Source organism: Streptomyces sp. NPDC005202 (genome assembly GCF_040608235.1).
Lineage (GTDB): Bacteria > Actinomycetota > Actinomycetes > Streptomycetales > Streptomycetaceae > Streptomyces.
This window is the reverse complement of record NZ_JBEXHW010000038.1, coordinates 1-18,255: the sequence shown is the minus strand read 5'-3', so window position 1 is coordinate 18,255 and position 18,255 is coordinate 1. Positions and strand designations below refer to the sequence as shown.

The window sequence follows — 18,255 nt, the reverse complement described above, 5'->3', positions numbered from 1 at the left end:
TTTCCCGGGGGTGCCGTCGCTGCGGTTCGGGGGTTTCGAGCCCACCGGTCCACGGACTACCAGGGTATCAGCGCCGCGCGGGGATGACTTCCGGCCACGCTCCGCGCACACGTCGACACGGTCGCGAACCGCTCACAGGTTTCTCACCCATGGCTCACCCGTTCGGCGCATGTGCGTTGCCCGGAGCGGCACGCAGATCATCTACGTGCGTCGTATCCTGCTCGGACACTCGCTGCCGAGCCCGGCCGGAAACACGGCACCACCCCCGCCCGTCATCACCGGAACAACGAGAGCTCGTCAGTCCGTTGAGCAACAACTGTCGTTTTGCCCCACAAGCCGAGCGACTGCTTGCTGCACCGCTCAACGACGCATTACAACGACCCCTTGACCGCACTAGCGACCGCCCCTTGCGGGGTGACGTGGCCGTTCGACTGGAGTTGCACGTGGCCGGGCGCATCGAAGACTACGCACTCATCGGAGACATGCAGACCGCAGCACTGGTCTGCCGGGACGGGACAGTCGACTGGCTGTGCCTGCCCCGCTTCGACTCGCACGCCATCTTCGCCGGTCTGCTGGGCAACGAGGAGCACGGCTTCTGGCGGCTGGGCCCCGCCCACCCGGCCGACGCGGAGCCGCCCGCGGCGGCCCGCCGCAGCTACCGGGGCGACTCGCTGATCCTGGAATCCGAGTGGGACACCCCGCGCGGCACGGTCCGCGTGACCGATTTCATGCCCCCGCGTGACGGCGCCCCGCAACTGATCCGGATCGTGGAGGGCGTCTCGGGCCGGGTGCCGATGCGCTCGGCGCTGCGCATGCGATTCTCCTACGGCCGGGTCGTGCCGTGGGTGCACAAGCACGACCATCGCACGGTCGCGGTCGCCGGCCCGGACTCCGTGTGGTTCGACACATCCGCCGAGACCTACGGCAAGTCGTTGACCACGTACGCGGACTTCACGGTCGCACCGGGTGACCGGATCACGTTCACGATCTCGTGGCAGCCCTCGCACAAGGAGCCGCCGCCGCTGCCGGAGCCGGAGCAGTCGCTGGAGGCGACGGAGGAGTTCTGGCGCGAGTGGGTCGGGCACTGTACGTACCACGGTCCGTACCGCGAGGCCGTGATCCGCTCCCTGATCACCCTCAAGGCCCTGACGTACGCCCCGACGGGCGGCATCGTCGCCGCCCCCACCACCTCCCTGCCGGAGGACATGGGCGGCGTGCGCAACTGGGACTACCGCTACACCTGGCTGCGGGACGCGGCGATCACGCTGTCCTCGCTGCTGCGCACCGGCTACCGCGAGGAGGCGCGCGCCTGGCGCGAGTGGCTGCTGCGGGCCGTCGCCGGCGACCCGGAGAACCTGCAGATCATGTACGGCATCGCCGGGGAGCGCGAGCTCGGCGAGGCGGAGCTGGACTGGCTGCCCGGCTACGAGAACTCCGCGCCGGTCCGCGTCGGCAACGGCGCCGCGCACCAGCTCCAGCTGGACGTGTACGGCGAGGTCATCGAGGCGCTGCACCTGGCCCACATGACGGGCCTGGCCCGCAACGACTACGCCTCCCTGCTCCAGCTGAAGTTGATCCGCTACCTGGAGCGGCACTGGGAGGAGCCGGACGAGGGCATCTGGGAGGTGCGCGGCCCGCGCCGCCACTTCGTGCACTCCAAGGTCATGGCCTGGGTCGCGGTCGACCGCACCATCAAGCTCCTCGAGTCCGGCGACGCCGACGGCCCGCTGGAGCGGTGGCGCCGGCTGCGTGACGACATCCACCGGGACGTGTGCGAGAGGGGCTACGACAAGGAGCGCAACACCTTCACGCAGTCCTACGGCTCGAAGGAGCTGGACGCGTCCTTGCTGCTCATCCCCCAGATGGGCTTCCTGCCCCCGGACGACAAGCGCGTGATCGGCACCATCGAGGCGATCCAGCGCGAGCTGTCCACGCCGGACGGCTTCATCCTGCGCTACCCCACGGACGGGGAGAAGGCGGGCGTCGACGGCCTCCCCGGCGACGAGGGCGCCTTCCTCGCCTGCTCGTTCTGGATGGCCGACGACCTCGCGATGATCGGCCGCGTGGACGAGGCACGCCAGCTCTTCGAGAAGCTGCTGTCCCTGCGGAACGACCTGGGCCTGCTGGCGGAGGAGTGGGACCCGCGCCTGCAACGCCAGGTGGGCAACTTCCCGCAGGCGTTCAGCCACGTGCCCCTGATCGACACGGCACTGCGGCTGACGGCGAGCGGGGCGTACGGGGGCTGACGCGGGCCACAGGCAGCACGCGGACCCGCCCACCCCCGCAGCCACCCCTGCGCCGGGCGCACCTGAAGCTGTCCCGACTCCATCCGCCCAGGTAGCGTCCGCTGCATGGACAGCAGATTCGACACCGAGGGAGCCGGGATCACGGTTCGGCGCGCCCTCGAGCTGCCCGGCCTGCGCAGCGGCCTTCCTGAGGTCGTCGCCGCCGCCGACCGGCTGCACCGCAGCGTCCGCTGGGTGCACGCGGGCGAGGTCCCCAACATCGCCTCCCTCCTCAAGGGCGGCGAGCTGCTGCTGACCACCGGCTACGGGCTCGGCACCCGCCCGGCCGACCAACGCGCCTTCGTCCGCACGCTCGCCGACCGGGGCATCGCCGCCCTCGTCGTCGAGCTCGGCCCGCGCTTCGCCCGCCTGCCCACCGCCCTGGTCGAGGCGGCCCGGAACGCCGGTCTCCCCCTCGTCCAACTGCACCGCGAGGTGCCGTTCGTGACGGTCACCGAGGAGATCCACACGGAGATCGTCAACGGCCACTACGCGCTGCTCCAGCGGGCCGAGGAGGTGCACCGCCGATGTACGGAGGCCCTGCTGGGCGGCGGCGGGGTGCCGCAGGTGCTCGGCATCCTGGCCGACGTCGGCGACAACCCCGTCTTCCTGGAGACCCCGGACGGGCGGCTCCTGTACGCCGCCGGCTCCGGCCCCGAGGGCGCCGATCCGCTCCAGGTCTGGGAAGGGCTGCGGGGCCAGCACAAGGACGCCCCGCCCCCGGCAGGGTCCGTCCTGGTGGACGTGCCCGGCGGCGGCCCCGGGACGGGGTCGGTCCGCGCCCGGCTCGTGCTGCTGCCCGTCCGGGCGCCCCTCGCGCCGGTGCACCGCATGGCCGCCGAGCGGGCCGCGGGCATCCTGGCGGTGGTCCTGATGCAGGCCCGCCAGGAGGAGGAGCTGGCGGCGCGCGGCCGCGGCGACTTCCTCACCGACCTCGCCGAGGGCCGTATCGCCGCGGAGGACGCCCCGGCGCAGGCCCGCGTCCTCGGCTTCAAGCCGGGCAACAGCCCGCTCCTGCCCGTGGTCATGCGGCTGGGCGACGCCCTCGCGCCCGATGGGGGTACCGCCCGCTCGAGCGCAGGCGGGAGTGGGGGAGGCTGGGCGGTGCTGGCGCGGGCGGTCGCCGAGGAGCTGGCGTCGGTGGGCGTGCCGGTGCTGCTGGGCGTGCGGCCGGTCGAGGGCCGCGTCCCGCTGCTGCTCGGCCTGCGCTCGGAGTCGGAGCGGTCGGCGGTCGCGGACCGGGTCGCGGCGGCGCTGCGGGCCGGTGTGGAACGGGCGGGCATGCAGCGGCCGGGCGCGCAGCCGCCGGTCGTGGTCGTCGGGGTGGCCGGCGGCTGGGCGGCCGCCTCGGCGGGCCTGCGGCACGCGGCCGAGACGGCGACCGCGGCGCAGGGGCTGCCGGACCGGCCCTGGTACGACGCCCGCCGCCTCGACATCGACCTGCTGTTGTGGCGGCTGCGCGACCACCCGGACCTCGCGGCCTTCGTGGACCGCGCCATCGGCCCGCTCCGGGACCACGACAACCGTTCCAAGCCGCCGCTGCTGCCCACCCTGGAGACGTACCTGGCGCACGCGGGCCGCAAGGCGGAGACGGCGCGCGAGCTGCACCTCAACCGGCAGACGCTCTACAACCGCCTCGCCCGCATCGGGGAGTTGCTGGGCACCGACCTCGACGACCCGCAGACGGTCCTGGCGCTGAGCCTGGCCCTGCGGGCCCGCCGGCACGTCCCCTAGGTCAGCGGCCTTGGCTGGGTCAACTCGTCGTACACGCTGAGGACCTGGGCGACGTTCTCGTCCTCGGTCGGCCAGGTGGCCGCCTGCCGGGCGCCCATCTCCTTCAGCGCCTCCTGGCGTTCGGGGTCGCCCAGCAGCCGTACGACGGCGGCGGCGAACGCCTCCGCGTCCTGGTGCGGGACGAGTTCGGCCGCCTCCCCCACGACTTCGGGGATGCCGCCGGTCTGCGCGGCGACGAGCGGCACGCGCGCGTGCAGGGCCTCCTGCGCGAGGACGGAGCGGGCCTCCCAACTCCCCGGCAGCAACGCCAGATCGGCGGCCGCGAGCAGCTCGCCCACGTCGTCGCGCCGCCCGATGAGCCGGACCGGCAGCTCCTCGTCCTCGATCCGCCACTGCAGCACCGTACGCAGCGGGCCCTCCCCCGCGATCACGAGCAGCGGCACGGGATCCAGGCGGCGCCAGGCGCGCGCGGCGTCCAGCAGGAGCTCGTGGCCCCGGTGCCGGTGGAGGGAGCCGACGGCGATGAGCAACGGCCGTCCCGTGGCGCCGAGTTCGGCCCGCACCTTCGCGCGCGGCCGCTCGGGATCCTCGTACCCGGCGGCGCGCGGCCGGGGCACCGCGACCGCGGCCAGCCGGGCGTCCCGCGCGCCCCTGCGGCGGGCCCGGTCCACGAGTTGCGAGGTGGTGCCGAGCACGACGGTGGCGGCCTTCGCGACCCGCCGCTCCAGCAGGCGCAGCAGATGGGCGCGGGGCCCTTCGGCGTGCGCGTGGTTGTGCCAGGTGACGACGAGCGGGGTGCGCCGCCCGCCGAGTGCGAGCACCGCCCGGAAGGAGGCGTGCAGGCCGTGCGCGTGCACGAGGTCGGCGTGCGAGCAGGCCGCGCGCAGCTCGGCCACGGACACCGGGTCGCTGCTGCGCGGCACCGGTACGTGCTCGGCACCGACGCCGGTGAAGTCGTAGGCGCGGTCGGCCTCGGCGGGGGCGCACACCGTGACCCGCACGCCCCGCGCGACCAGCCCCGCGGCCAGCGACCGCACGTGCGCGCTGCTGCCGGCGTTGCCTCCGCCCAGCACCTGCACGGTGCGCAGCGCCGACTGACCGTGCGATGCGGGGCTGCTCACAGGGCTCACGTGGCCGGGGCTCCTGGTTCGGCGTCGGGCGGTCACGAGGAAACGTACAGAAGGTATCGAGCGGAGGGGCTGTACCGCGCGCTTCCTCCGCGTGCTGGGGTTCCAGCCCCAAGGATGCCAGCACGTACGGGTGTTCCGGGAATGCCCGGGGGTGCGACAGCCCCCGGGGACGGGCCGACGGGACGGGTCGGGTCACTCACACGAGTGAAAGTGACGAGCCGGGCGGCCCTCGGCATGCTTCACAGGGAGCGGGCCCACTCGCTCACCTTGTCCCCGTACACGGCCGCGGCCACCACCGCGGCGGCGTGCGCGAGCAACCCGGCGCGCCCGTTGCGCGCGACGGCGGCGGCGCCCAGGGCCGCGCCCAGCGCGTGCGCCCCCGTGTCACCGATCATCACGCGCTTCCCCCAGGTCGTCGGGGAGGACGGCCGCGGCGGCGCCCATCGCGGCGGCGGCCGGTTCCGCGCCGGGTCCCGGCCGCAGCAGCCCGGGCGCCCCGAGCATGAGCACCGCACCGGCGGCCCGGCCCGGGTGCACATCCACGAGGTTGACGACGTGCGCGGCCCCGGCGATCACGATCCCCGCGAGCACCTTGTCCAGCGGCCGCTCCTTGAGCCGCGCCCCCGCGACGAGCCCGGCGGCGGAGATCCCGAACAACTTGACCGCCCCGCTGGTGACTTCACCGTTCCGCAGGGCCGCCAGATGGGCCCGGAACCCGCGCCGCGGGTCACCGGCCCCGGCGACGTCGTCGTAGGCCCCGCAGGCACCGGCGGCCAGCACCGCGAACCCGGAGACCGGCCGCACCCGCCCCGCCGCGACCGCAGCCGCCAGCGCCGTCGCGGGCCCGGCGTACAGCCCGACGGCCCGCCCGGCGTGGTTCTTCCGCTCCCAGCGCCCACGTCCGCCCGGCGCGGTGGCGCGGAGGGCGGCGGTTCCGGCGCGGGTGAGGCCGGCGGCGAGCGCGAACGAGGTGGCCATACGGGTGATCATCCCCCCCCCACCCTACGGACCGCGCCCGCTACGCGTCCGCCCGGGCCGTGGCCAGCAGTTCCTCGGCGTGGGCGCGGGCCGTCTGAGAGTCCTCCTGGCCGGCCAGCATGCGGGACAGCTCCCGGATCCGGTCCTCGCCCTCGAGCACCTTCACCCCGGACCGGGTCACCGACCCGTCGTTGGTCTTCTCGACCAGCAGCTGCCGGTCGGCGAAGGCGGCCACCTGCGGCAGGTGGGTCACCACGACGACCTGCGCGGTCTTCGCCAGCCGCGCGAGGCGCCGCCCGATCTCCACCGCGGCCTTGCCGCCGACGCCCGCGTCGACCTCGTCGAAGAGGTACGTCGGCACCGGGTCCGTCCCCGCGAACACGACCTCGACGGCCAGCATCACGCGCGACAGCTCACCACCGGACGCGCCCTTGGCGATCGGCCGCGGTGGTGCTCCCGGATGCGGGGCGAGCAGCAGCTCGACCTCGTCGACACCCGAGGGCCCGTACGCGACCGTACGGCCATTGACCTCGACGCCGTCCGGGTCCTCGGTCTGCCGGATGTCGAACGACACGCGCGCGTGCGGCATCGCCAGCGAGGCCAGCTCGGCGGTCACGGCGGCGGCGAACCGCTCGGCGGCCTCGGTACGGGCGTCCGTCAACGCCTGTGCCAGTCCGCCCAGTTCGGTCCGCAGCGCGTCCCGCTCGGCGGTCAGCTCCTCGATCCGCTCGTCGTCGCTGTCCAGTTCGGTCAGCCGCGCGGCGCTCCGCTCGGCCCACGCGAGCACGGCGGCGACGTCCTCGCCGTACTTCCGGGTCAGCGCGTTCAGTGCGGCCCGCCGCTCCTCCACAGCCGCCAGCCGCAGCGGATCGGCGTCCAGGTCGTCGGCGTACCCCGCCAGCTCCCCGGCCGCGTCGCCCAGCAGGATCCCGATCTCCCCGATCCGGTCGGCGAGCGCTGCCAGCGCCGGATCGTGCGCCCGCACGGCCTCCAGGGCCCGCTGGGCGCCCGCGACGAGGGTCGCCGCGTCGATGCCCTCGGGGTCCTCCGGATTGCCCGCGAGAGCGGCGTGCGCGGCCGTCGCGGCGGACGAGAGGGCTTCGGCGTGCCCGAGCCGTTCCGCCTCCTCGGCCAGCTCCACGTCCTCACCGGCCCGCGGCTCCACTGCGGCGATCTCGTCGAGGCCGTAGCGCAGCATGTCGGCCTCCTGGGCCCGCTCACGCGCGCGCGTGGTGATCTCTTCCAGCTCCGCGGAGACTGCCCGGAGCCGCCGGTAGGCCTCCGTGTACTTCGCGAGCGGAACGGCGACCGCGTCCCCGGCATACCGGTCGAGCGCCTGCCGCTGCCGGGACAGCTTCAGCAGGCCCTGCTGGTCGGTCTGCCCGTGCACCGCCACCAGGTCGTCGGCGAGCTCGGCGAGCAGCCCCACGGGCACACTGCGCCCGCCCAGATGCGCCCGCGAGCGTCCTTCGGCGGAAACGGTACGGCTGATCAACAGCGCCCCGTCGTCGAGCTCGGCGCCGGCCTCCTCGGCCCGGACGGCGGCCGGAGCGTCCGCGGGTACGGTGATCCGCCCCTCCACGACCGCGTTCCTGGCCCCGATCCGGACGAGCGCCGGGTCCGCACGCCCGCCCAGCAGCAGCCCCAGGCTGGTGACCACCATGGTCTTGCCCGCACCCGTCTCACCCGTGACGGCGGTGAAGCCGGGCGACAGCTCGACGACCGCATCGTCGATCACTCCGAGCGACCGTATCCGCATCTCCTCCAACACGGACAAGACCTTACGAGGTCGGGGGCGGGGAGTGCGACGGCCCCCGGCCCGGTCGTGAGTAGCCGCAGGTGGACGAAAGCGCATTGGTCGCTTATGTCACCCAGGTGAGTGGACCCGCCTCAGGGGCCGGGGGCGCGGGGTTGTGCCGGTATGCGGCTTTGCCGCGCGGGCGCGACCGGCCGGAGACGACCCGCAGCCGCCCGCGCTCCCCAGCGCCCCACGGCGAACCGCTAGTGCGGCGCCCCCCGCCACCCGGAAACCGGCAACGCGAACTTCGCGACCAACCGATCCGTGAACGAGGCGTGATGCAACCGAGCCAGCCGCACCGGCACAGCCCCTCGCCGCACCTCCACCCGCGCCCCCGGCGGCAACTCGACCGCCCGCCGCCCGTCGCACCACAGAACCCCCGGCGGGACGTGCGGCAGCACCTCGACCGCGAGCACCGAATCAGGCGACGTCACCAACGGCTTGGCGAACAGCGCGTGCGCACTGATCGGAACCATGAGCAGCGCCTCGACCTCGGGCCACACCACAGGTCCGCCCGCGGAGAAGGCGTATGCCGTGGAACCGGTCGGAGTCGACAGGACGATCCCGTCGCAGCCGAACCCCGTCACCGGCCGCCCGTCGATCTCGAGCACCACTTCGAGCATCCGCTCGGCGGACACCTTCTGCACGGCGGCCTCGTTGAGGGCCCAGTCGGTGTGCACGATGTCCCCGTTTCGGTGCACGACCACGTCGACGGTCATGCGCTCCTCGACCTCGTACGCCCTGCTCACCACCCGGTCGACGACCTTGTCGAGGTCGTCCCGCTCGGCCTCGGCGAGGAAGCCGACGCGTCCGAGGTTCACGCCGAGCATCGGCACCCCGGAGGCGCGGGCGAACTCGGCGCCGCGCAGCAGCGTGCCGTCACCGCCGAGCACGATGAGCAGTTCGCACCCGTCGAGGCACTGCGGAGTGGCCTCCTTGACCAGCTCCACCTCGTCCGGCAGCGGCAGGTCGCGCGCCTCCGCCTCCAGGACGCGCACGCCGATCCCGCAGCGCAGCAGCCCCTTGACCACGAGCTCGGCACTGCGAACGGCTGCCGGCCGCCCGGTGTGGGCCAGCAGGAAAACGGTTCGAGCTTGGGTCTGTGTCAACGCGGCCCCTCCGCCACTGCACGGTCAACGTCGGCTGGATCCAGTTCGGGTGCGCCGGCCCGCAGCCAGAGAAAGTACTCGACATTGCCCGAGGGCCCGGGCAGCGGACTGGCGGTGACACCCTGCACCCCGAGCCCGAGCTCCCAGGCCTTCCCGGCCACCCCGCGCACGGCCTCCGCGCGCAACTGGGGACTGCGGACGACGCCCCCGCTCCCCAGCCGTTCCTTCCCTACCTCGAACTGGGGCTTGACCATCATCACCAGGTCGGCGTCCGGCTTCGTGCACCGCACCAGGGCGGGCAGCACCAGGCCGAGCGGGATGAAGGACAGATCCCCCACGACAAGATCCACAGGCTCCCCATCGATCGCTTCGAGCGTCAACTCTCGTACGTTCGTACGGTCCTTGACAGTGACGCGTTCATCGTTCCGGAGAGACCAGGCGAGTTGTCCGTATCCGACGTCGACGGCGACGACGTGTGCGGCGCCCGCCCGCAGCAGGACGTCCGTGAAGCCGCCGGTGGACGCGCCGGCGTCCAGCGCCCGCCGGCCCTCGACGACGAGCCCCTGCGGCACGAAGACCTTCAGCGCGCCCGCGAGCTTGTGGCCGCCCCTGGAGACGTAGTCGGGGTCGCTGTCGTCGGCCGCGACGACGATGGCGGCGGCGGTCTCCACCTGCGTGGCGGGCTTCGTCGCGACGGTCTTGCCGACGGTGACCCGCCCGGCGGCGATCAGCTGGCTGGCGTGCTCACGCGAGCGCGCGAGCTTCCGGCGGACCAACTCCGCGTCGAGACGGCGGCGTGCGACTCCTGCCACGTTCGGTTCAGCTCCTGTTTTCGTGCGGCAATCAAATGGGGTGACCGGGAGGGTCTCATTGAGGGGCGGTGGTCGGGTGACGGGTGGGCGCCGGAGGTCCCGGGCGGGCGTCGAGCGCGGTCAGCGCGTCACGCAGCGCCCGGTGTACATCCTCGTACACCTCGACGTGTCCGTCCGTGGCGAGGTGGTCGGCGTCGCCGAGCCGCTCCAGGGCCGCGTCGACGTCGGCGTTGCCGGTGGGGGTGCGGGGCACGTTCAGGGGGGCGGGGGCGGAGGGGTCGTACTCGGGTTCGACCGGAGCATCCACCCCCGGATCCACCGTTTCCTCTCGCACCCCGGCCTCGGGCACAGAGTCGCTCATGCCCAGACGCTACCTCGAACCGCTGGGGTACCGTCGATCGCGATGGCCACGATTGAGGAGTGCCGTACGGCACTCGAAAAGCTCTCGGACAACATGGCGAACGCGGAAGGGGACGTCCGTGAGGCAGCGGCCCTGGACCGCTCGGTGAGCTGCCACATCAAGGATCTCGACGTCACCTTCGTCGGCCGCCTCGAGAACGGCCGGATCGTGGTGCGGGACACCCTGCAGGGACCGCCGCCGGAGAAGGCCCAGATCCGGCTGGCCATGGCCGGCGACGACCTGGTGGCGCTGGTCGACGGCGAACTGCACTTCGCCAGGGCCTGGGGCTCGGGCCGGGTAAGGCTGGAGGCGAGCCTGTTCGACCTGTTCCGCCTCAGGAAACTTCTGTAGCGGCCACCCTCCGGGTCTCGGCCCGTGCCTTGCGCGCCGCCGGCACCACCAGCGGCGTCCCCGTCTCCGGGTCGTCGATGACCTGGCAGCGCAGCCCGAAGACCTCCTCCACCAGCTCGGCCGTGACGATGTCGTTCGGCGCGCCCTCGGCGATGACCTTCCCGCCGCGCAGGGCGATGAGATGGGTGGCGTACCGGGCCGCGTGGTTGAGGTCGTGGAGCACGGCGACCAGCGTGCGGCCCTGTTCCTCGTGCAGTTCGGCGCACAGGTCGAGGACGTCGATCTGGTGCTGGATGTCCAGATACGTCGTCGGCTCGTCGAGCAGCAGCAGCGGGGTCTGCTGAGCGAGCGCCATGGCGATCCACACACGCTGGCGCTGACCACCCGACAGTTCGTCGACATGGCGATCGGCGAGCTCGGCGACCCCGGTCTGTTCCATGGACTCCCGTACGACCCGCTCGTCCTCGGCCGACCACTGCCGCAGGATCCCCTGGTGCGGATAGCGGCCGCGGCCCACCAGGTCGCCGACGGTGATCCCGTCGGGTGCGATCGACGACTGCGGCAGCAGCCCCAGCGTCCGCGCGACCTTCTTCGCGGGCATCGACTGGATGACCTGCCCGTCGAGCAGCACCCGGCCCTGGCTCGGCTTGAGCATCCGCGACAGGGCCCGCAGCAGCGTGGACTTGCCGCACGCGTTGGGGCCGACGATCACCGTGAAGGAGTGGTCGGGTATCTCCACCGACAGCTGCTCGGCGATGACGCGCTGGTCGTAGGCGAGGGTGACGTTGTCGGCGGACAGGCGGTTCACGGTGCTCCTTCGGTCGGTCGGCCCGCTGCTGACGCTGGGGTGGCGCTCATGTCCGGCCCGCCGCTGACGCTGGGAGTGGCGCTCATATCCGGCCCGCCCTGCGCTCGGTGACCAGCAGCCACAGCAGGTAGACCCCGCCGAGCACGCCGGTGACCACGCCCACGGGCAGCTGGTCGGCGCCGAACGCCCGCTGCGAGGCCCAGTCGGCGGTGACCAGCAAAGCAGCGCCCATGCACAGGGAGGCCACCAGGTTCGGGCCGGGCGAGCGGGTCAGGCGCCGGGCGAGCTGCGGTGCGGTCAGGGCGACGAAGCCGACGGGGCCGGCGGCGGCGGTGGCGGCCGCGGTGAGCAGGACGGCTGCCCCCATCAGCAGCAGCCGTACGCGCTCGACGCGCACGCCGAGGGCGTACGAGACGTCGTCGCCCATCTCCAACATGCGCAGGTCGCGGGCGTGGGCCAGGACAAGCGGCACGAGCACGGCGCAGAGCGCGAGTAGCGGCCAGACCTGGTCCCAGTCGCGGCCGTTGAGGGAGCCGGTCATCCACACGACCGCGCGGGCCGCGTCCACGAAGTCGGCCTTGGTGATGAGGTAGCCGTTGACCGCGGTGACGACCGCGGAGACGCCGATGCCGACCAGGACCAGCCGGTATCCGTGCACGCCCTGCTTCCAGGCGAGCAGGTAGATGGCGAGGCCGGCCACCAGGCCACCCACGAGGGCTCCGAGGGTGACCGCGGTGGCGCTGCCCGCGAACAGCACGATCACGACGAGCGCGCCGGCCGTCGCGCCCTGCGAGAGGCCGAGCACGTCCGGACTGCCCAGCGGGTTGCGGGAGATGGACTGGAACAGCGCACCGCCGAGCCCGAGACAGGCGCCGACCAGAAGCCCCACGAGGACACGCGGCAGCCGCAGTTCACGGACGATGATCTCCTGGACCTGGTTGCCGTTGCCGACGAGCGTCTTGAGCACGTCGGAGGCCGGGATCGGGAAGTCGCCGGTGCCGATCAGGACGACGCTCGCGGCGAGCGCGGCGAGCAGCAGCAGGATGACGACGACGAACGCCCGGACGTCGAGGCGGACGGACAGCCCGCCCGGGGTCCGGACGGTGCGGACGGCACGGGTGGTTCGGACGGCACGGGTGGCACGGACGGCACGGGTGGCACGGGTGGTCTTCACAGCTGCGCCGTCCTCCGCCGTCGTACGAGCAGGATGAACACCGGGCCGCCGATGATCGCGGTGACCACACCGACCTGGAGCTCGGCGGGCCTGGCGACGATCCGCCCGATCACGTCGGCGCCGAGCAGCAGCACGGGCGACAGGATCGTGGCGTACGGCAGGATCCAGCGCAGGTCGGGTCCGGTGAAGGAGCGGACGACGTGCGGGACCATCAGCCCGACGAAGACGATCGGCCCGCAGGCGGCGGTCGCGGCCCCGCACAGCACGGTCGCGGCGAGCATGGACAGCGCCCGGGTGCGGTTCAGGTGGGCGCCGAGGGCGCGGGCGGTGTCCTCACCCATCGCCAGGGCGTTGAGCGGCCGGGCGAGCAGCAGGGCCAAGACGGTGCCGGCCGCGAGGAACGGCAGCACCTGCGTGATCGTCGCGTCGGTGGCGGAGGCCAGGGAACCGACGGTCCAGAAGCGCATCTTGCCGAGCGCCGCGTCGTCCATGATCATCACGGCCTGCAGATAGCCGTAGAGCGCGGCGCTGATCGCGGTGCCGGCGAGCGCGAGCCGTACGGGTGTGGCGCCCCGGCTGCCGCCGAGGAACCACACCAGCGCTCCGACGGCGGCCGCGCCGAAGAAGGCGAACCAGACGTAGCCGCTCAGGCTGGTGACCCCGAAGTACGCAATAGCGGTGACGACCGCGGCCGACGCGCCCACGTTGATGCCGAGCAGCCCCGGGTCGGCCAGCGGATTGCGCGTCAGCGCCTGCAGGACGGCCCCGGACAGGCCGAGCGCCGCCCCGGCGAGCAGGCCGAGGACGGTACGGGACAGCCGCTCGCCGACCACGACGTCGCCGTACGTCCCCGAGCCCTGGAACAGGCCGTGCCAGACCTGCACCAGGGACAGCTCCTTCGCTCCGATCGCGATGCTCGCCAGGGCGACCAGCACCAGGATCGCGGCGGACACGAGGAGCCCAACGGCTCGTATCGCCCGGCGGGTTGGGGGCGCGGCACGGGTCACCGCGTGTTCTTCGGGAGGACTGTCGACCAACACGAGGTTAGGTTAACCTAACCTCGCCAACTCCTCGATGTCGCGTCGCGCGGGACGCCCGGATTCACCGGCTCGTGGGTGCGATTCACAGACCCAATCGCGCCAGCGCCTTCCCCGCGTCCAGCGCGCACGAGCCGTCACCGGCCGCCGTCCAGGCCGCCGCACACAGGGCGCGCAGCCCGTCCAGCGCTTCCCCGTCGCCGTCCAGCTCCAGCCGCTCCGCTCCCGCCGTCGCCGTCCACCCGCCGCAGCGGAAGCCGTCACCCATCTCGGTGATCTCCGGCTGCCCGGTGAGCAGTCCGCGCAGGTCGGCGTCGACGTACGTCGGCCGGTGCTGCGGCGGCGCGGCGAGCAGCTGCGCACCGTCGGTCACTCCGGTGAGGACGAGCAGCGAGTCGACACCGCCGTTGAACGCGCCCTCGATGTCCGTGTCCAGCCGGTCCCCGACGACCAGCGGCCGCTTCGCGCCGGTGCGCAGGATCGTCTCGCGATGCATGGGAGGCAGCGGCTTGCCCGCCACCTGCGGCTCCGCCCCTGTGACGATCCGGACGACCTCGACGGCCGCGCCGTTGCCCGGGGCGATGCCGCGTGCGCTCGGGATCGTCAGGTCGGTGTTGGAGGCGAACCACGGCACCCCGCGCGCGATGGCGTAGCACGCCTCCGCGAAGCGCCCCCAGGGCAGTTCGGGCCCGCCGTACCCCTGCACGACCGCCACCGGATCGTCGTCCGCCGACTCGACCGGCTCGAGGCCGCGCTCGCGCAGCGCCACCCGCAGCCCCTCCCCGCCGACCACGAGCACGCGCGCGCCCGCCGGCACCTGCTCGGCGATCAGCCGGGCCACAGCCTGCGCCGACGTGACGACGTCGGACGCCGCGGCCGGTATCCCCAGTTCGGTCAGGTGCGCGGCCACGGCGTCCGGGGTGCGCAGCGCGTTGTTGGTGACGTACGCCAGCCGCATCCCGCCGTCCCGGGCCATGCCGAGCGACTCGACCGCGTGCGCGATCGCGTTGCCCCCCGCGTACACCACCCCGTCCAGGTCGAGCAGGGCCGTGTCGTACGCCTCGCTCAGGGCCTGCCCACTGCCCTCGGGCCTTGTCCTGACGCCCTGGCTCATGCCCAGACTCATTCCGCATCGCTCCTCGTGACACCGGCTTTCCCCCGATCATCCCCCATGCCACCGGCACACGTACGATGCCGGGATGAACACTGCGGGTCACTCGCCAGCAACGGCGCGCCGAGGCCTCGATCTCACCCCGTTCCGGGGCCTTCGTTACAACCCCGAGCGGGTCGGCAGCCTGGCCGCCGTGACGTCCCCGCCGTACGACGTCGTCGTACGCCCCGACGGCCTGCACCACCTCCAGTCCGCCGACCCCCACAACATCGTCCGCCTGATCCTGCCGCAGGCCGGCACGCCCCGCGCCCGCAACGAGCAGGCAGCGGACACCCTGCGCCGCTGGCTGTCCGAGGGCGTCCTGACCACCGACCCCGAACCGGGCCTGTACGTCTACGAACAGCGCAACGGCGACGGCATGCTGCAACGCGGCCTCATCGGCGCCCTGCGCGTGTCGGACCCGGCGGAGGGCGTGGTGCTGCCGCACGAGGACGTCATGCCGCACGTCGTCGCGGACCGCGCCGCTCTGATGCGCGCCACCTGCGCGAACCTCGAACCGCTGCTCCTGACCTATCGCGGCAACGGCCAGGCTGCCGCCGCGACCGTGGTTGTCGAGCGCACCGCCGAACAGCCTCCCCTGCTGTCGACGACCACCGAGGACGGTTTCAGCCACCGCCTGTGGTCGATCACCGACCCGGCCGACGTGGAGCGGATCCAGAAGGACCTGGCCGAGCACCAGGCCCTGATCGCCGACGGCCACCACCGCTGGGCGACCTACCGGTGTCTACGCGCAGAGCACCCCTCCCCCAGCCCCTGGGACTACGGCCTGGTCCTCCTCGTCGACACGGCCCGCTACCCGCTTCGCGTCCGCGCCATCCACCGCCTCCTGCACGGCCTCCCGGTCGCCGACGCGCTGTCCGCGCTCGACGGCCTGTTCCGCGTACGGCGTCTCGACCTGCCCCTGGCACAAGCCCTGGAGGACCTCGCCGACGCGGCCTGCGCGGGCAACGCCTTCCTGCTCGCCGGGGACGGCGCCTTCCACCTCGTCGACCGCCCCGACCCGGACCTCCTGGCCCGGACGGTCCCCGCCGACCGTCCCGCCGCCTGGCGCACCCTCGACGCCACGGTCCTCCACGCCACGCTCCTCGACCACGTCTGGCGCATCCCCGAGGACTCCCCGGCCCACATCGCCTACATCCACGACACGGTCGCCACGGTGGAGAAGGCGGAACGCGACGGCGGTACGGCCGTCCTGATGCACCCGGTCCGCGAGGAGGTCGTGCGCGACCTGGCCCGCCAGGGCGTCACGATGCCCCGCAAGTCGACGTCGTTCGGGCCGAAGCCGGCGTCGGGGCTCGTGCTGCGCGCGCTCGACATCTGACACGGCAGAGGGCGGGTCCCCGCCGGGGCCCGCCCTCTCTCACCGGCTGACGCCACTCCTCCGTCGTCAGTCCTTGTCGTCCGTACTTCGTCGTCAGCCCCTGTCGTCGTCCGTGGACGCGTCCTCGGACTCGGACTCGGCGTCGCTCTCGCTCTCGCGCTTGCTCTCACCCTCGCTCTCGTCGAGCGCGTCGACGAACTCCACGCCGTCCAGCTCCGCCAGCCGGTCCGAGGCATCGGTGCTGCCGTCCCGGTCGGCCTCGACGGCCTTCGCGAACCACTCCCGCGCCTCGGCCTCCCGGCCGGCGGCGAGCAGCGCGTCGGCGTAGGCGTACCGCAGGCGCGCGGTCCACGGCTGTACGGAGTTGGAGGCCAGCTCGGGGCTCTGCAGCGTCACGATGGCGGCGTCGAGCTGCCCCATGTCACGCCGGGCGCCGGCCGCGACGAGCCGCATCTCGACCTGCCCGGCCTTGTCGAGCTTGTGCACCTCGGGAGCCCCGGCCATGTCCAGCGCCTTCTCCGGCCGCCCGAGACCGCGCTCGCAGTCGGCCATCAAGGGCCACAGGTCCACGTTCCCGGTCATCCGCCGCGCGGTGCGGAACTCGGCGAGCGCCTCGCCGTACTTCTGGTTCGCGTACGCGGCGAACCCCGCAGCCTCCCGTACGGCGCCGACGCGGGACGCCAGCCGCAGGGCGACCTTGGAGTAGCCGTAAGCGGCCTCGGGGTCCTCATCGATGAGGCGTGCGACCATCACCAGGTTCTTGGCGACGTCGTCCGCAAGCGTTTTCGGCAGGCCCTGCAGCTCCTGCCGTACGTCCTTGTCGATCTCGTCGCCGGTGACGTCCTCCGGGATCGGCAGCCGCTTGATCGGCTCGCGGTCCCGCTCCCGCTCCTCCCGGAACCGGCCACCGCCACGCCGGTCGTCACGGCCCCGGAAGCCACCGGGGCGTCCGCCGCGGTCGTCGCGACGGGGGCCGCGTCCGCCACGGTCGTCCCGGCCACGGAATCCCCCACGCTCGCCGCGGTTGTCGCCGCGGTTGTCGCCGCGGTTGTCGCCGCGGTTGTCGCCGCGGTTGTCGCCGCGGTTGTCGCCGCGGTTGTCGTCGCGGCGGCCGTAACCGCCGCCGTAACCGCCACGGTCGTCGTCGCGCCGGAAGCCACGGCGGTCATCGCGAGGCTCGCCTCGATCATCCCTGCGGTCGTCACGACGGTCGCCACGGCGGTCATCGCGGCGGTAGGCGGGTCGGTCGCTGTCACGCCGGTCGTCACGGCGTCCGTAGCCGCCGCGCTCACCTCGGCTGTCGTCTCGGCGGAACCCTCCACGCTCGGGGCGCTCGGACCGGTCATCGCGACGGAAACCGCCACGGTCGCCGCGGTTGTCGCCGCGGTTGTCGCCGCGGTTGTCGCCGCGGTTGTCGTCGCGGCGGCCGTAACCGCCGCCGTAACCGCCACGGTCGTCGTCGCGCCGGAAGCCACGGCGGTCATCGCGAGGCTCGCCTCGGTCATCCCTGCGGTCGTCGCGCCGGTCGTCGCGGCGGTAGGAAGGGCGGTCGCCGTCGCGCCGGAAGCCACGGCGGTCATCGCGAGGCTCGCCTCGGTCATCCCTGCGGTCGTCGCGCCGGTCGTCGCGCCGGTAGGAAGGGCGGTCGCCGTCGCGCCGGAAGCCACGGTCCCGGTCGTCGCGCCGCCCGTAACCGCTACGGTCGCCGTCTCGCCGGTCGTCACGGCGGAAGCCGCCGCGCTCGCCGCGCTCGCCACGGTCGCCGCGCTCGTCGCCGCGGCGGTCGTCGCGACGGCCGTAGCCACCACGGTCGTTGCCGCGGCTCGGGCCTCCGCGGTATCCGCCGCGGTCACCACGGTCACCACGGTCACCACCGTCCCGGCGGCGCTGGTCGCGCTCCGGGCGCTCGTCGGGAGAGTTGGTGGACATCGGTGACTCCTGTCTTCTGTACCGCAAAGTCATTCTTGCGCAGCCGGGTACCCGGCGCGCTCCGGAAAAACGAAAGGACCCCTGGTCCCAGCTGTACGCTGGCGACCAGGGGTCCTCCAAAGATTGTTCGGCGGCGTCCTACTCTCCCACAGAGTCCCCCCTGCAGTACCATCGGCGCTGTAAGGCTTAGCTTCCGGGTTCGGAATGTAACCGGGCGT

The 18,255-nt window shown here is 73.2% G+C and carries 14 protein-coding genes, 1 rRNA gene and 1 pseudogene; 4 read left to right on the top strand and 12 right to left on the bottom strand.

Features of this window, described 5'->3' with window-relative positions; all coding sequences use genetic code 11:
- Positions 1-443 precede the first annotated feature (443 nt).
- Positions 444-2,246 carry a glycoside hydrolase family 15 protein gene (locus tag ABZV31_RS33085; RefSeq protein WP_355900597.1) on the top strand — a complete coding sequence of 601 codons (1,803 nt, stop codon included), beginning with the start codon at positions 444-446 and terminating at the stop codon, positions 2,244-2,246.
- A 105-nt stretch (positions 2,247-2,351) separates the two neighbouring features.
- Positions 2,352-4,019 carry a PucR family transcriptional regulator gene (locus ABZV31_RS33080; RefSeq protein WP_355900557.1) on the top strand — a complete coding sequence of 556 codons (1,668 nt, stop codon included), beginning with the start codon at positions 2,352-2,354 and terminating at the stop codon, positions 4,017-4,019.
- On the opposite strand, the gene ABZV31_RS33075 is transcribed toward ABZV31_RS33080, so the two are convergent.
- The 6 genes and pseudogenes from ABZV31_RS33075 to ABZV31_RS33050 all read right to left on the bottom strand — a co-directional run bounded on the left by ABZV31_RS33075 (position 4,016) and on the right by ABZV31_RS33050 (position 10,207).
- Complete coding sequence (locus tag ABZV31_RS33075; protein ID WP_355900556.1) at positions 4,016-5,149, bottom strand: glycosyltransferase family 4 protein; 1,134 nt, start codon at positions 5,147-5,149, stop codon at positions 4,016-4,018. The two genes, ABZV31_RS33080 and ABZV31_RS33075, sit on opposite strands and share 4 nt — an antisense overlap.
- A gap of 239 nt (positions 5,150-5,388) precedes the next feature.
- Positions 5,389-6,139: pseudogene (locus tag ABZV31_RS33070) on the bottom strand (hypothetical protein).
- A 28-nt stretch (positions 6,140-6,167) separates the two neighbouring features.
- On the bottom strand, positions 6,168-7,886 hold the full coding sequence (gene recN, locus ABZV31_RS33065) for a DNA repair protein RecN (protein WP_355900596.1): 1,719 nt from the start codon (positions 7,884-7,886) through the stop codon (positions 6,168-6,170).
- 242 nt (positions 7,887-8,128) lie between these two features.
- Positions 8,129-9,034, bottom strand: a complete 906-nt coding sequence (locus ABZV31_RS33060) for an NAD kinase (RefSeq protein WP_355900555.1) — start codon at positions 9,032-9,034, stop codon at positions 8,129-8,131.
- A complete protein-coding gene (locus ABZV31_RS33055) occupies positions 9,031-9,846 on the bottom strand; it encodes a hemolysin (RefSeq protein ID WP_355900554.1) in 816 nt (271 codons plus the stop codon). Before ABZV31_RS33055 ends, ABZV31_RS33060 begins: the two co-directional genes overlap by 4 nt.
- Positions 9,847-9,901: 55 nt before the next feature.
- Positions 9,902-10,207, bottom strand: a complete 306-nt coding sequence (locus ABZV31_RS33050) for a hypothetical protein (RefSeq protein WP_355900553.1) — start codon at positions 10,205-10,207, stop codon at positions 9,902-9,904.
- A 42-nt stretch (positions 10,208-10,249) separates the two neighbouring features.
- Between ABZV31_RS33050 and ABZV31_RS33045 the strand changes: the two genes are divergently transcribed.
- On the top strand, positions 10,250-10,597 hold the full coding sequence (locus ABZV31_RS33045; protein ID WP_355900552.1) for an SCP2 sterol-binding domain-containing protein: 348 nt from the start codon (positions 10,250-10,252) through the stop codon (positions 10,595-10,597).
- Here the strand turns inward: ABZV31_RS33045 and ABZV31_RS33040 are convergent.
- The 4 genes from ABZV31_RS33040 to ABZV31_RS33025 form a co-directional block, all read right to left on the bottom strand.
- Positions 10,581-11,405: an ABC transporter ATP-binding protein gene (locus ABZV31_RS33040; RefSeq protein WP_355900551.1), complete on the bottom strand. Its 825-nt coding sequence runs from the start codon at positions 11,403-11,405 to the stop codon at positions 10,581-10,583. The two genes, ABZV31_RS33045 and ABZV31_RS33040, sit on opposite strands and share 17 nt — an antisense overlap.
- Positions 11,406-11,487: 82 nt before the next feature.
- Complete coding sequence (locus ABZV31_RS33035) at positions 11,488-12,579, bottom strand: iron chelate uptake ABC transporter family permease subunit (protein WP_355900550.1); 1,092 nt, start codon at positions 12,577-12,579, stop codon at positions 11,488-11,490.
- Positions 12,576-13,619, bottom strand: coding sequence for an iron chelate uptake ABC transporter family permease subunit (locus tag ABZV31_RS33030; protein WP_355900549.1), 1,044 nt, complete (start codon positions 13,617-13,619; stop codon positions 12,576-12,578). Before ABZV31_RS33030 ends, ABZV31_RS33035 begins: the two co-directional genes overlap by 4 nt.
- Positions 13,620-13,701: 82 nt before the next feature.
- Complete coding sequence (locus ABZV31_RS33025; RefSeq protein WP_355900595.1) at positions 13,702-14,730, bottom strand: HAD hydrolase-like protein; 1,029 nt, start codon at positions 14,728-14,730, stop codon at positions 13,702-13,704.
- Between the two features lie 85 nt (positions 14,731-14,815).
- Between ABZV31_RS33025 and ABZV31_RS33020 the strand changes: the two genes are divergently transcribed.
- Positions 14,816-16,108 (top strand): DUF1015 domain-containing protein, encoded by a 1,293-nt coding sequence (locus ABZV31_RS33020; protein WP_355900548.1) that lies wholly within the window; start codon positions 14,816-14,818, stop codon positions 16,106-16,108.
- A 93-nt stretch (positions 16,109-16,201) separates the two neighbouring features.
- On the opposite strand, the gene ABZV31_RS33015 is transcribed toward ABZV31_RS33020, so the two are convergent.
- The gene (locus ABZV31_RS33015; RefSeq protein WP_355900594.1) at positions 16,202-16,966 is read right to left on the bottom strand and encodes a hypothetical protein; all 765 of its coding nucleotides are present in this window, start codon (positions 16,964-16,966) and stop codon (positions 16,202-16,204) included.
- Between the two features lie 1,196 nt (positions 16,967-18,162).
- Positions 18,163-18,255: ribosomal RNA gene (gene rrf, locus ABZV31_RS33010) — 5S ribosomal RNA — on the bottom strand; the annotation flags it as partial.

Excerpts from the sequence above, each read along its gene's own strand:
- ABZV31_RS33080 (WP_355900557.1), top strand. The coding sequence starts at position 2,352 with ATGGACAGCAGATTCGACACCGAGGGAGCCGGGATCACGGTTCGGCGC.
- recN (WP_355900596.1), bottom strand. The coding sequence starts at position 7,886 with ATGCGGATACGGTCGCTCGGAGTGATCGACGATGCGGTCGTCGAGCTG.
- ABZV31_RS33050 (WP_355900553.1), bottom strand. The coding sequence starts at position 10,207 with ATGAGCGACTCTGTGCCCGAGGCCGGGGTGCGAGAGGAAACGGTGGAT.
- ABZV31_RS33045 (WP_355900552.1), top strand. The coding sequence starts at position 10,250 with ATGGCCACGATTGAGGAGTGCCGTACGGCACTCGAAAAGCTCTCGGAC.
- ABZV31_RS33025 (WP_355900595.1), bottom strand. The coding sequence starts at position 14,730 with ATGAGCCAGGGCGTCAGGACAAGGCCCGAGGGCAGTGGGCAGGCCCTG.
- ABZV31_RS33020 (WP_355900548.1), top strand. The coding sequence starts at position 14,816 with ATGAACACTGCGGGTCACTCGCCAGCAACGGCGCGCCGAGGCCTCGAT.